The sequence below is a fragment of the Pseudomonas sp. T1.Ur genome (assembly GCF_023516725.1).
GTDB lineage: Bacteria > Pseudomonadota > Gammaproteobacteria > Pseudomonadales > Pseudomonadaceae > Aquipseudomonas > Aquipseudomonas alvandae.
This window is the reverse complement of record NZ_JAMGSN010000001.1, coordinates 3,162,303-3,174,562: the sequence shown is the minus strand read 5'-3', so window position 1 is coordinate 3,174,562 and position 12,260 is coordinate 3,162,303. Positions and strand designations below refer to the sequence as shown.

General features: G+C 61.0%; 14 protein-coding genes. 4 read left to right on the top strand and 10 right to left on the bottom strand.

The window, feature by feature from the left end:
• Positions 1–54 precede the first annotated feature (54 nt).
• Positions 55–1,227, bottom strand: a complete 1,173-nt coding sequence (locus M8Q45_RS14040) for a zinc-dependent alcohol dehydrogenase (RefSeq protein ID WP_249875247.1) — start codon at positions 1,225–1,227, stop codon at positions 55–57.
• A 435-nt stretch (positions 1,228–1,662) separates the two neighbouring features.
• On the opposite strand from M8Q45_RS14040, the gene M8Q45_RS14035 reads away from it, so the two are divergent.
• On the top strand, positions 1,663–2,634 hold the full coding sequence (locus M8Q45_RS14035) for an alpha/beta fold hydrolase (protein ID WP_249875246.1): 972 nt from the start codon (positions 1,663–1,665) through the stop codon (positions 2,632–2,634).
• 88 nt (positions 2,635–2,722) lie between these two features.
• On the opposite strand, the gene M8Q45_RS14030 is transcribed toward M8Q45_RS14035, so the two are convergent.
• The 3 genes from M8Q45_RS14030 to M8Q45_RS14020 all read right to left on the bottom strand — a co-directional run bounded on the left by M8Q45_RS14030 (position 2,723) and on the right by M8Q45_RS14020 (position 4,838).
• Complete coding sequence (locus M8Q45_RS14030) at positions 2,723–3,463, bottom strand: HvfC family RiPP maturation protein (RefSeq protein WP_249875245.1); 741 nt, start codon at positions 3,461–3,463, stop codon at positions 2,723–2,725.
• Positions 3,456–4,307, bottom strand: a complete 852-nt coding sequence (locus M8Q45_RS14025; protein WP_249875244.1) for an HvfB family MNIO-type RiPP peptide maturase — start codon at positions 4,305–4,307, stop codon at positions 3,456–3,458. The genes M8Q45_RS14030 and M8Q45_RS14025 overlap by 8 nt, the downstream gene beginning before the upstream one ends.
• A 66-nt stretch (positions 4,308–4,373) precedes the next feature.
• Positions 4,374–4,838, bottom strand: coding sequence for an HvfA family oxazolone/thioamide-modified RiPP metallophore (locus tag M8Q45_RS14020; protein WP_249875243.1), 465 nt, complete (start codon positions 4,836–4,838; stop codon positions 4,374–4,376).
• Positions 4,839–5,660: 822 nt separating this feature from the next.
• Between M8Q45_RS14020 and M8Q45_RS14015 the strand changes: the two genes are divergently transcribed.
• Both M8Q45_RS14015 and M8Q45_RS14010 read left to right on the top strand, forming a co-directional pair.
• Entirely contained in the window at positions 5,661–6,170 is a 510-nt protein-coding gene (locus tag M8Q45_RS14015; protein WP_249875242.1) for an Xre family toxin-antitoxin system antitoxin, read from the top strand.
• Positions 6,167–6,655 carry an RES family NAD+ phosphorylase gene (locus M8Q45_RS14010; protein WP_181290363.1) on the top strand — a complete coding sequence of 163 codons (489 nt, stop codon included), beginning with the start codon at positions 6,167–6,169 and terminating at the stop codon, positions 6,653–6,655. The genes M8Q45_RS14015 and M8Q45_RS14010 overlap by 4 nt, the downstream gene beginning before the upstream one ends.
• A 36-nt stretch (positions 6,656–6,691) precedes the next feature.
• Here the strand turns inward: M8Q45_RS14010 and M8Q45_RS14005 are convergent, their stop codons facing one another.
• On the bottom strand, positions 6,692–7,231 hold the full coding sequence (locus M8Q45_RS14005; RefSeq protein ID WP_249875241.1) for a hypothetical protein: 540 nt from the start codon (positions 7,229–7,231) through the stop codon (positions 6,692–6,694).
• 28 nt (positions 7,232–7,259) lie between these two features.
• Here M8Q45_RS14005 and M8Q45_RS14000 point away from each other — a divergent pair, with 28 nt between their 5' ends.
• Positions 7,260–7,424, top strand: a complete 165-nt coding sequence (locus M8Q45_RS14000; protein ID WP_249875240.1) for a hypothetical protein — start codon at positions 7,260–7,262, stop codon at positions 7,422–7,424.
• A gap of 174 nt (positions 7,425–7,598) precedes the next feature.
• Here the strand turns inward: M8Q45_RS14000 and M8Q45_RS13995 are convergent, their stop codons facing one another.
• The 5 genes from M8Q45_RS13995 to M8Q45_RS13975 are packed head-to-tail and all read right to left on the bottom strand — an operon-like array spanning position 7,599 to position 12,242.
• Positions 7,599–8,678: a protein-glutamate methylesterase/protein-glutamine glutaminase gene (locus M8Q45_RS13995; protein ID WP_249875239.1), complete on the bottom strand. Its 1,080-nt coding sequence runs from the start codon at positions 8,676–8,678 to the stop codon at positions 7,599–7,601.
• Positions 8,679–8,680: 2 nt separating this feature from the next.
• On the bottom strand, positions 8,681–9,178 hold the full coding sequence (gene cheD, locus M8Q45_RS13990; protein ID WP_249875238.1) for a chemoreceptor glutamine deamidase CheD: 498 nt from the start codon (positions 9,176–9,178) through the stop codon (positions 8,681–8,683).
• A complete protein-coding gene (locus M8Q45_RS13985) occupies positions 9,175–10,011 on the bottom strand; it encodes a CheR family methyltransferase (RefSeq protein ID WP_249875237.1) in 837 nt (278 codons plus the stop codon). Before M8Q45_RS13985 ends, cheD begins: the two co-directional genes overlap by 4 nt.
• On the bottom strand, positions 10,008–10,544 hold the full coding sequence (locus M8Q45_RS13980) for a chemotaxis protein CheW (protein WP_030142246.1): 537 nt from the start codon (positions 10,542–10,544) through the stop codon (positions 10,008–10,010). Before M8Q45_RS13980 ends, M8Q45_RS13985 begins: the two co-directional genes overlap by 4 nt.
• Positions 10,545–10,583: 39 nt before the next feature.
• A complete protein-coding gene (locus M8Q45_RS13975) occupies positions 10,584–12,242 on the bottom strand; it encodes a methyl-accepting chemotaxis protein (protein ID WP_249875236.1) in 1,659 nt (552 codons plus the stop codon).
• Positions 12,243–12,260 lie beyond the last annotated feature (18 nt).

The window sequence follows — 12,260 nt, the reverse complement described above, 5'->3', positions numbered from 1 at the left end:
CCGCCTCGCGATCACGGGCGAACCCTCAATCCGGGGAGCGGCATGACCCTGGGGTCAGGGCTTGAGCACCACCTTCACGCAGCCGTCTTTCTTGTCCCGGAAGGTGTTGTACATGTCCGGTCCGTCTTCAAGGCTCACGGTGTGGGTGATGACGAAGCTGGGGTCGATCTGCCCTTCCTGGATGCGCTTGAGCAGGTCGTCGGTCCAGCGATTCACGTGGGTCTGCCCCATCTTGAAGGTCAGGCCCTTGTTCATGGCGGCGCCGAACGGAATCTTGTCGATCAGACCGCCATAGACCCCGGGGATGGACAATGTTCCGGCGGGGCGACAGATGTACATCATTTCCCGCAGCACGTGGGGGCGGTCGGATTCCAGCATCACCGCTTGCTTGACCCGGTCGTAGATGGAGTCGAACGAACGGGTCGCGTGGGACTCCATGCCCACCGCGTCGATGCACTTCTCGGGCCCCTTGCCCGCCGTCAACTCGGCCAGGCGGTCCAGCACGCTTTCTTCATCGAAGTTGATGGTGATGGCGCCACCGGCCTTCGCCATGGCCAGGCGCTCGGGCACGTTGTCGATGCACACCACCTGCCGGGCCCCGAGGATCACCGCGCTGCGCACCGTGAACTGGCCGACCGGGCCGGCGCCCCAGATGGCCACGGTGTCGGTTGGCTGGATATCGCATTGCACCGCGGCCTGCCAGCCAGTAGGGAAGATGTCCCCAAGAAACAACACCTGCTCATCGGTAAGCCCCTCGGGAATCACCACCGGGGTGAAGTCCGCATACGGCACGCGCACGTATTCGGCTTGTCCCCCGGGGTAGCCGCCGGTGAGGTGGGTATAGCCAAACAGACCCGCCGTGCTGTGGCCGAAGGCCTTGTCGGCCAAATCCTTGTTGCGGTTACTGCGCTCGCATACAGAGAAGTTACCCCGGCGGCACTGATCGCATTCACCACAACAAATCGTAAAGGGCACCACGACGCGATCGCCGATCTTCAACTTCTTGTTGGCCGAGCCCACTTCCACCACTTCACCCATGAACTCATGGCCCATGATGTCGCCATGCTTCATGCCGGGCATGAAACCGTCATACAGGTGCAGGTCCGAGCCGCAAATGGCGCACGACGTCACCTTGATAATCGCGTCTCGCGGGTCTTCTATCGTGGGGTCGGGGAGATGGTCATCACAGCGGATGTCTTTCTTTCCATGCCAGCGTAGCGCTTTCACTTGGGTATACCTCCTAGGTGGGGACGGTACGGTCGCCACGATCAGGTTCGTTGCGGACCTACTGACATTTTCGGTTGGAGGAGGGGGCGAGTAGTTCAAAGTGTTGGTTGGAGGAGCGGGGGGAGGCGATGGACGGTTGGGGGAGACATGTACGTAGTAACCAGCGCCGCCACGCCCACTGGCATGATCTCCTGTCACGTCACCCCAGCCACCTCAGCACACGCAACCAGATGCTCCCGCCCGCTGCGGCGATGAAGTCTTTCAGCTTCTCCAGAACGTAGATCGAGACCGCATCAGCAGAGATATCGAGGGGTCATGGGGGTTCAAGCAACCAGACCTTGGTATGTTTTTTAACTACCCAGGTGCAATTCGCATTCGGTCCGGCTTTACCGATCATGGTGCATGGTCTTTCCCATGTTCATGTCTGGAGTCTCTATGCGCCTTTCGCTACTGGGTGCTGCATTGGTTGCGGCGATGGCCACCAGCCCTTTGATGGCTGGCACGGCGGACCCTTCGCAGCCTGCCGTTTCAGTCGAACAACTGGCCGAGACCAGCCGCCGTATCATCGACGGAAAGACCGATATCAACGGTGTGCGTTATCACTATCTACTGGCCAAAGGCGGGCCCCAGACAGTGGTGCTGCTGCACGGTTGGGGATCGACGTCCTACATGTGGCGGTTCGTGATGCCGCAGCTGGTCGCGCGCGGCTACACGGTTCTGGCGCCAGACCTGCGGGGTCTTGGCGACACCGCCAAGCCCGCCGGCGGTTACGACAAAGCCACTATTGCCCAGGACATTCACGGGCTGGTTGCGCATCTGGGCCTGGGGCCGAGAATCAATCTGGTCGGGCATGACATGGGGGGCATGGTGGCGTACGCCTATGCCGCACAACACCCCGAACAACTCAGCACCTTGACGATCATGGACGTACCGTTGCCGGGTATCGAACCCTGGAACGAGATCACCCAGTCACCCCGTGCCTGGCATTTCCACTTCCATAGCGTCCAGGACTTGCCTGAAGCGTTGATCAGCGGCCGTGAGCTGGAATATTTCAAGTGGTTCCACAATGCCGAGGCCATCAACTCCCGGGCGTTCGATAACCAGACCGACGAGATCTACGGTCGTGCCTATGCCATGCCCGGTGCCCTGCGGGCCGGCTTCGAGTACTACCGTGCATTCCCCCAGGATATTCAGGCCAACCAGGCATTTGCCCGGCACAAGCTGCCCATGCCGGTACTGGGCATTGGGGGAGAGGGCGGCATGGGGGCGATCATCGGCGATCACTTGCGGCACGTCGCTGTGAATGTGCGTGCGGTCAACATAGAAGGTGCGGGGCACTGGGTGGCGGAAGAGCAACCCGCTGCAGTCACCGATGCGTTGCTGGCGTTTTTGCCGGCCGCGCATTGACGCCTGCCAGGGCAGGATTATCTGCCGCCGAGCCTGTCGGGCAAGACGGCTGTTTCAGCAGCTCGCCAGGAGCCCGCCCGCATACCGGTCACCCCCAACGAACCCCCAACACAATCCCCTGCGCCTTGAACCCCTCAAGCGCCGCCACCCCCATTGGCATGATTTCCCGCACCGTCACCCCAGCCATCTCAGCCAACGCAACCAGATGCTCCCGCCCACTACGGCGATGCTCCATCAGTGACAGCAACAACCCATAAGCCAGCGGCGCAAGGCGCGAAAATGTCACTTGCCCTCCACGGCGCTGAAGCAGGACCAAGGTCGGCGCCATCGGTTTTTCACCCGGCTGATAATCCGGTCCGATGTCGCACACCGGCCATTCATAGGCATGCGCTTGCACGAGTTCCGACACCACGGGCGTTCCCTCGATCAGGTCGCCGGAGGGGTTGTGCGACGGTTCCACCGCGTCGCTCAGCAGCAGGGCGCTTTCGCTCCATTCGTGTTGGGCGAGTTCGGGCAGCCAGGACGGGAGGTCGTCCAGGTCCGGGTGTTGTTCCAGGTAGGTGACGAACTCGCCTGCCAGTTTTGTGAACAGTGGCGTCTGGCAGCGGTAGTTGGCGTAGAAGTCGTGGACCAGCCATCGCCAGTCGGCGGGCGGCAGGGTTTGCTGGATGACCGGGAAGCTGGCGGCCAGCAGTGATTCGATGCTGCCGATGAACAGTTGGCGGTAGATGGCCAGGCGGCGGGCTTCGAGCCCGGGCGGTGGCGATTGGAGGGGGTTGCGCACGTAGCTGGCCATGCAGTTGAGTTGTTCAAGCAGTTGATCAGGCATGGCGGGCCTCCGGGATTACCGGGCAAGCGCGTTGCTGGAGCTGTTTGATCTGCCCGACTTCGGCGAGCAGTTCCGACAAGGGCGGGAAGTTGAAGTCGCGCTCCAGTAGCGTCGGTACGGGTCCGAATCGTTGGTAGGTCTGGTGCAGCAGCGTCCACACGTCTGGCTTGACGGCGGCGCCGTGGGTGTCGATTTTCAGGTCGTCGGCTTCGTCGTAATGGCCGGCAACGTGCAGGTAGGTGACGCGTTGCGCGGGGAGGGCTGCCAGGAACTTCTCGGCGTCGTAACGGTGATTGATGGCATTGACGTAGAGGTTGTTGACGTCCAGCAGCAGGTCGCAGTCGGCTTCCTCAAGCACCGCGTTGATAAAGTCGATTTCGCTCATGGCCTGGAAGGGGGCGGCGTAATAGGAAATGTTCTCCACCGCGATGCGTTGGCCCAGCTCGTTCTGGGCCTGGCGTATGCGGGTGGCGACGTGGTGGACGGCTTCTTCGGTGAAGGGGATCGGCAAGAGGTCGTAGAGGTGACCGCTGTCGGAGCAGTAGCTCAGGTGTTCGCTGTAGATCGCCACGGCGTAGCGATCGAGAAATTGTCGTGTGCCCCGCAGCAGGTCGAGGTCGAGGGGTTGGGGGCCGCCGAGGGACAACGACAGCCCATGGCAGGTGATGGGATGCCGTGCGGCCAGTTGGTCCAGTTGTTCGGCGTAGATGCCGCCGACGCCGATCCAGTTGTCCGGGGCGCATTCGAGGAAATCCACGGCGCCCGGGGCCATCTTGAGCAGGTCGCCAAGCATGGCGCGGCGCAGGCCGAGCCCGGCGCCGCTGGGGGAAGTGAAAGTATTCATCGCGGTTCTCCAGGGATGACCAAACCCTCCCGGCGTAAATGTCCGGGAGGGTCGGAGCGAAGGGGGTTATTCCTTGGCCTGGCTCATGCGGGTGAACAGCTCGGTTGGCACTTTCTTGCCGTTGGCCGTGTATTGGCCGGTGCGGTATTTGTAGGTTTCGGCCTCGGACAGGTAGCCGTCGTGGTTGCTGTCCATCTTTTCGAATTCGGCTTGCTGGGTCGGCGCGACGCCGAGGAATTCCTTCAGCGAGACGCGATCGTCATCGTCGGTGTCGGTACGGGCAAAAGACGCGTCGCCACATTTACCTTCACCGCATTTGCCTTCGGCCTGGGTGACTTTTTTGCCCGATTCGGCGGCGCCGCATTTGCCTTCGCCGCACTTGCCTTCTGAGGTCTTTTCAGCCGAAGCCAACTGGTAACCCTGGGGCAGGGCTTCGACGGCGAAAGCGGACTGGGCCAGGCTCAAGCCACCGGACAGGGCGAGGGCGGCGAGGGCGAGGCGAGCGGTGCTGGAATTTTTTGTACGGGTCATGAAATTTCTCCAGATAAGAGCTGTATGGCCCCGGCAACGGTGCGCGGGGTGTGCCGTGGCGGTGTCGCGCTGCTCCCCGGTGCTGGGCATGTCGGGTCAAAGCAAGGCGGGACTGCCTGTTCGGACGGGGCCATTTGGCGCTTGCCGTGTATCTGGGATATGTCATTCGGCGGTGTGTTTGTATGGCTGTGTGTCTTGGATACAGAACGTTGCAAAACGGCGACGCTCAGGACAGATCGTGCAAGTCCTTGCCCAGCGCGGGGCCGAGCGTCCAGTCGGAAAACGCCACTTTCAATCCACCTCGCTTGGGGCTACGGGCCATCGGGCCCACTTGGTAATGAGGTGCGACGATGAAGCGAGAGGTGGTTCAGAAGAGCGAGGGCTGCTGCGCAACCTAGCGGGAGCAAGCTCTCGTCGGGTCTTGCTGGTCCTGTAGGAGCTGTCGAGCGAAGCGAGGCTGCGATCTTTGGGGATGACGTATTCCACGCGACAGATCAAAAGATCGCAGGCTTCGCCAGCTCCTACAGGGCCCAGCGGGAGCAAGCTCCCTCGCCACGGGATGGGTGTGCTTCTGACAGCAAAAGGTCGCGTTTTGGGTAAGTGGATGAATTCTCTTACGACATTTTAGGGTTGGCCTTCGGAAGCGCCGTCCTTAGCATCTTGGCCTAGCCCAATGCTGCGCGAGGCATGTCCAGTCTCGTTTTATATTGTGAGGAAAAGTCGATGCCAGGAAGCCAGGAGGTCAAGGCTGATAAATTCACTTGTCATGCGTATGACATTTGGCGCTATGATTGCGACAAATGTCGCAAGGAGGTCAGCCTAATGACCGTAGTAGCCAAGCAAGCAGAGAGGCCCACAGCCAAGTCCACAGCTAAAGCGGCGAAGACGAGCCCAAAGAAGACTGTCGAAAAGCCGACCCAAATACTATTGCGGGGGCGCAAAGGGGACGAACGCTTATTGATCCTCCGATACACGCAAGAAGGTTTCAGTTTGGACGATGTCAGGAAGATGCTTTCCGCGTCCGCCTTGTATATGGAGCACGGTTTGCTTGAGCGCATTACCGGCAAGTCTGTGAGGACTGTGCAGCGATTAGCGAAAGATGCTCAACCGATACGGTTAAACCGACAGCAGAGTACTGTCGCGTTCCAATATGCCCAAGCGCTGGAGCACGCAACAGAGGTGTTCGGCAGCCAGTCGTTGGCGGAAGACTGGCTCAAGAAGCCCTGCAAGTATCTGGATGGTCATGTGCCCTTGGAGTTGATCGATAATTCGCTGGGCTTCCAAGTGGTGGAAGATTATCTGAGCCGTATCGAGCATGGGATTTATCAATGAGCCCCTTGCCTTGGGAGGGGCAGTGGCACGCTTGGCGTCTTGATCGCGAGGTTTACAAGGAGACCTGGGATAGCGGAATCGGCGCACAACGCTCAGGCGGACGTTGGAATCCCCCTGGCCGTCGCGTGATTTATGCTTCGGCCGATCCCTCCACCGCCATCTTGGAAGTCGCGGCTCATCTTGGTTTCGACGCGCTGGATAAGGTGCCCTACCTGCTGACCTGCTTTGAGGTACTGGATCCGGCACTGATCAAGGTGGTGCATGCCGAAGAGGTGCCGAATCCAAACTGGCTCACCCCGGCTCAACCTTCGCCCAATCAGCAATGGTTTGCCGATGAGTTATTGGCGCAGTTTCCCTTTGTGCTGATTCCTTCAGCGGTGACCCGGCATTCCTGGAATTTGCTGGTGAGCTGCGATTTGGCGAAGGGCCAATTCAAGCTTATTTCTCAAGAGCGCTTTGGCTTGGACACTCGACTGGTCAGGTAATCCTGAGTGTCCTGAGCAGGCAGTCACTGATGAAAGCTACTTCTTGACCGAATAATCCGCACCCCACATCCGCACAGCACTGATCGCCTCGTTCATGCCTTCGAAAACGAATTTCTGTCGCACGGCGATCTTTGGCGGGACGGTGACTTCGTCGGGGTTGTCCAGGCCGGTGAGGCGGTTGGCGTAGCCTGCCTGGTCGATGGCGAGCAGGGCGCCTGTCTGCCCGAGGTTGATCAGGCGCAATTGGGTGTCGGTTCTGTTCTTGAAGCCGAGGGTGATGGTGACGCTTTCTTCGCTGGGCTCAAGCTTCAACACCTCGACGGTGATGCGGTCTTTCATCTGCTCGCCGGAGGAGATGATCGCAGCGCCGTCGGTGCCCTGGACCGACTCTCGGCCATCGAGCACGCCTTCGCTCACACCGCCCAACAGGTTCTTGCCGGCGGTAATGAAGGTCGAGACGGCGGATTTGGTCGAGTCCTTGATGACGCTTTCCGCCGGCTCGCCTTCGGCCAGGCACAGTGAGCTGAACAGGAGGCTGGAGACGAAGAGAGTGGCGCGTGACGGCAGAAGAGTCATACCTGGGTCCTTGAGGGTGGCTTGCAGCATGCCCGTCAAATGGGCGTGGGGCATCATAGCCGGGATCACGGCTGACTTGTTCGTTTCCGGCGTTGTGGGTTGCTGGGTTTATGCGCTGATCCGCATTTTTTTAGGGCAGGTGCGTCTGTATTGGTCTCAGTTCTCGCGCCAGAATTTGCGCCTGCCGCAATGACTCTATAGGGAGAATGCTCATGGCAAAGATGGCGATTTTTCTGGGAGGTTTCCTGGCGTTGACGTTGCTGATTGGTGTGCTGGCAACGATCTCGCCTGTTTAAACAGCTTTTCTTGTGGCGAGGGAGCAAGCTCCCTCGCCACAACAGCGTTCACTCAAGAACAGATGGGTGGATCACCGATGCAAGATCACCTGCGCAATCTCCAGCAACGGCATCACCCGTTGCGCGGCGTTGAGCTTGATCGCTTCCTTGGGCATGCCGAACACCACGCAACTGGCTTCGTCCTGGGCGACGGTGGCGCTGCCGGCGTCGAGCATTTCCTTCAGGCCGCGGGCGCCGTCGTCGCCCATGCCGGTCATGATGATGCCCGTGGCGTTGCGCCCGGCGAACTTGGCCACCGAGCGGAACAGCACATCCACTGAAGGGCGATGGCGATTGACCAGCGGGCCGTCCACCACCTGCACGTGATAGAACGCGCCGCTGCGGGTCACCATCATGTGTTTTCCGCCGGGGGCAATGAGCGCCAGGCCCGGGTGGATGCGGTCGTTGTTCTTCGCTTCGCGCACTTCGATCTGGCACAGGCTGTTGAGCCGGGCGGCAAAGGACGCGGTGAATTTTTCCGGCATGTGCTGGACGATGACGATGCCTGGACACACGCGCGGCAGGGCGGTCAGGACGGCTTCCAGCGCCTGGGTGCCGCCGGTGGAGGTGCCGATGGCGACGATGCGTTCGGTGGTCTGGGCCATGGCGTGGCCGTTGGCGGCAGGCAGCATGGCGTCAGCGGTGAGTTTGGTCGCGGGCGTCAGTGGGGCTGCCGGGGCCGCGCGTTTGCCCAGGTTGCGGACGTTGACCTGGGCGGCGGCGCGGATGGCCGAGACCAGTTCCGGTGCCGAGTCCAACAGGAAGTTCTTCAAGCCGCTGGTGGGCTTGGTAATGATCTCCACCGCGCCGGCGGCCATGGCTTGCAACGTGGTTTCCGCGCCCTTGGGCGTCAATGACGAGCAGATCACCACGGGCGTGGGCCGTTCGCTCATGATTTTTTTCAGGAACGTGATGCCGTCCATGCGCGGCATTTCCACGTCCAGCACGATCACGTCGGGCCATTCCTTCGCCAGTTTGTCCATGGCGAAAATCGGGTCGGAGGCCGCGCCGATCACGTTGATGTCCGGCGTGTCACTCAGGATCGCCAGCAATACCTGGCGGACCACGGCGGAGTCGTCCACCAGCAATACATTGATTTTTCTGCCTGGCATGGTTAATTCAGCGTCCTTATCGGTTGGTGCCTGACCCAGACATCGCCATTGCACAGGTCGAAAACAATACTGCGGTAGCCAGTGCTGCCCATGTCCTGGGCGATCAGGTCCAGGCGATAGAGGGCGGCCATTTCCAGCGCGGCGTTGACATTCAATCGCGCCACGTCGCTGAACGCCACGTGGCGTTGCAGCTCGGGAAACATTTCTCCGCCGCCGAACAACTTGAGTTGGTATTCCTCGGGCTCAGTGCGATGGGCCCGCGCCTGCCGGATGAACAGCTCGATGGCCTCGTCGGCGTACAGCCCGTTCAGCGCGGTGGAACAGCGCACCCGGCTGGGCAACATGAAGTGGCACATGCCACCGATCTTGCGTTGTGGATGCCACAGGGTAATCGCCACGCAGGAGCCGAGGATCGTGCGCAGCCGGGTCGGGCAGGTCGCAAAGCGAAACTCCCCCGGCCCCAGATAGACCTCGGCCACGTCCCTGATCGCGGCGCTCATGGCTTGCGGTAGATCGAAGGGGCGACCAGTTTCAACGCATCGGAGACGCCGTTGAGGCTTTCCGAATGGCTCACGATGAAGTACCCGCCGCGCTTGAGCCGCGGGATCAGCCGGGCAACCACTTTGCTTTTGGTGGGCTGGTCGAAATAGATCATCACGTTGCGCAGGAAGATCACATCGAATTCCCCCAGCTCCGGGAGGGTGTCGTTGAGGTTGACCTGGATGAAGTTGACCCGGTTGCGCAACGCCCGGTCGATCAGCAAGGTGCCTTGCTGGCTGCCGGTGCCCTTGAGGCAATATTTCACCAGCAGTGAATGGGGCAAGTTGCGCGCACGCTCCATCGGATAATGCCCGGAACGCGCCTTTGCCAACACTTGCATGCTGATGTCGGAACCGATGACCTCCCAAGGCGTGGTGCCCAGGCATTCGGCCAGGGTCATGGCAAGGCTGTAGGGCTCCTCGCCGGAGGAACTGGCCGCACTCCACAGGCGAAAGGTCTTGCCCGGCGTCGCATGGGGCAGCACGTGATCGCGAAGGAAGTCGAAGTGCTTGGGTTCACGGAAGAAATAGGTTTCGTTGGTCGTGAGCAGGTCCAGCGCTACTTGCAATTCGTCGCTGCGCTGGCCGCTCATGATCAGCTTGAAATACTCGCCGTAGCTGTCCAGCTCATAGTGTTTGAGGCGCTTGAACAGGCGTCCGGCCACCAGGGCTTTCTTGGCCGGCGACAGGTTGATGCCGGCGGCCTGGTACAGCCAGGATTGGAACTGGCCGAACTCCCGGTCGGTGAGCGCCATTGAGTTCACTGTGCGTTCCGTGCAAGTGCCTGTGCTCATGAGTCTGGCGCTTCCAACGCGGCGGGGCTGGCCTGGGCGAGTTCGGACATTTCGTCGATGGACAGCACCCGGTCCACCTCCAGCACGATGACGAACTTGCCATCGACCTTGGCCATGCCGCTGATGAAATCGGCGCGGATCTTCGCGCCGAAACTCGGTGGCGGCTCGATCTGCGAAGCCGGGATTTCCAGCACGGCCGACACCGTGTCCACCAGCAGGCCAATGTCCTGGGCCAGCCCGTCGGCACTGGCAGCCTCGATGATGACCACGCAACTGCGGCGGCTGATGGTGGAGTTCGGCCGGCCGAACCGGGCCGACAGGTCCACCACCGGTACGACCGCGCCGCGCAGGTTGATCACCCCGCGCACGAAGGCCGGCATCATCGGCACGACGGTGAGGTTGCCGTACTCGATGATTTCCTTGATGCACAGGATGCCGATGGCGAACATCTCCGTGCCGAGCATGAACGTCAGGTACTGCGCTTCTTCCTCGACCGCGCTGGCAGTCTGACGTGTGGTCGCGATGGCGCCCATTGCCTTTTCTCCTTTAAGCAAGCCTATGTATCCGGGCCATCAGAACCGGGTGAATTCCGATTCGTCCGGCGCGCTGGCCATGTTGTAGGCAAACGCCTTGGGCATCACCGGTGCCGGTGCCCGGGCCGGTTTGCGGCTGGACGGACCGGGCGTGTTATCGACCCGAGCGGCCTGGGCAAGGGATTTCGGCGGCGTGTCCAAGGTGAAGAAGCTCATGGCCTGCTGCAGTTGTTCGGCCTGGCTGCTCATCTCCTCGGCGGTGGCGGCCAGTTCTTCGCTGCTGGAGGCGTTCTGCTGGGTCACTTGGTTGAGCTGGGTCATGGCGGTGTTGATCTGCGCCACGCCAGCAGCCTGTTCTTCGGACGCGGCGCTGATTTCCTGCACCAGGTCCGAGGTCTTGTTGATGGACGGAACCATCTCGTTGAGCAGGTTGCCGGCCTTCTCGGCCATGTCGACGCTGCTGGACGACAGCTCGCCGATTTCTTGGGCCGCGACCTGGCTACGCTCGGCCAGTTTGCGGACTTCGGCGGCGACCACCGCGAAGCCTTTGCCATGCTCGCCAGCGCGGGCAGCCTCAATGGCGGCGTTGAGGGCCAGCAGGTTGGTCTGGTAGGCGATGTCGTCGATGATGCTGATGCGCTGGGCGATTTTCTTCATCGCCACCACGGTCTGCTGCACCGATTCGCCACCGTCGGTGGCTTCCTTGGCGGCCTTGCTGGCCATGCCGTCAGTCACCTTGGCGTTCTCGGTGTTCTGGTTGATGCTGGCGCTCATCTGCTCGATGGACGCACTGGTTTCCTCGACGCTGGCCGCCTGTTCGCTGGTGGCCTGGCTCATCGACTGCGCGGTGGCGCTGACTTCTTCGGAAGCGCTGGCGAGGTTGTCCGCTGCGTTGCGCACTTCACCGATGATGTGCGACAGCTTGCCGACCATGTTCTGCATGGCGTTGAGTACCATGCCGGTTTCGTCCTTCGAACCACCGTCGATTTTTGCGTTCAGGTTGCCCTCGGCCAGTTGTTCGGCGACGGCGGCGGCCTGTTTCAGCGGACGGGAAATGATGCGCGAAATGAACAGCGCCAGGCCCAGGCCCACGAGCAAGGCAGCAGCCAGCACGACGATGATCGACAGGCGCGCGTTCTCATACAGCTTGGTGCCGTGCGCACTGGCCACGTCAGCGCCGGCCGCGTTGAGCTCGACAAGCTTTTGCAAGTCGCCGGTCACCAGGTCGAACTGACGCTTGGACTCGCCCTTGAGCAGTGCCATGGCTTGCTCTGTCTGGTTTTGCCGCGACAGTGCGAACAGGTCTTTGCTGGTGACCAGATAAGCAGCCCAATCATTGCGAGTGGTTTCGAACAGCTGGCGGTCCTCGGCGCTGGAGAGCAATTTCTCATAAGTGCCCAGACGGGTCTCGAAAGCCTTCTTGGCTTCGTCGGCTTCTTGTTCCAGGGTTACGCGCTCCTGCTCGGAGTCGGCGGCGATGTGGCGGTTTTCCTTGAGGCGATAGCTCGCGGCAAAGAAACGCATGCCCGAGGCCGCGCGCATGGACGGCATCCAGTTTTCACGAATGTCCAGAGCGGTGCCGTTCACCTGGCCCAGCTGGATGATCGAGAACACGCCCATGACGGCGGTCAGCGCCAACACCACAAGGAAGGAAGCGATCAGTTTGGTGGCGATTCTAAGGTCGTAGAACCATTTCATTGGGGAATACCTCTCCAT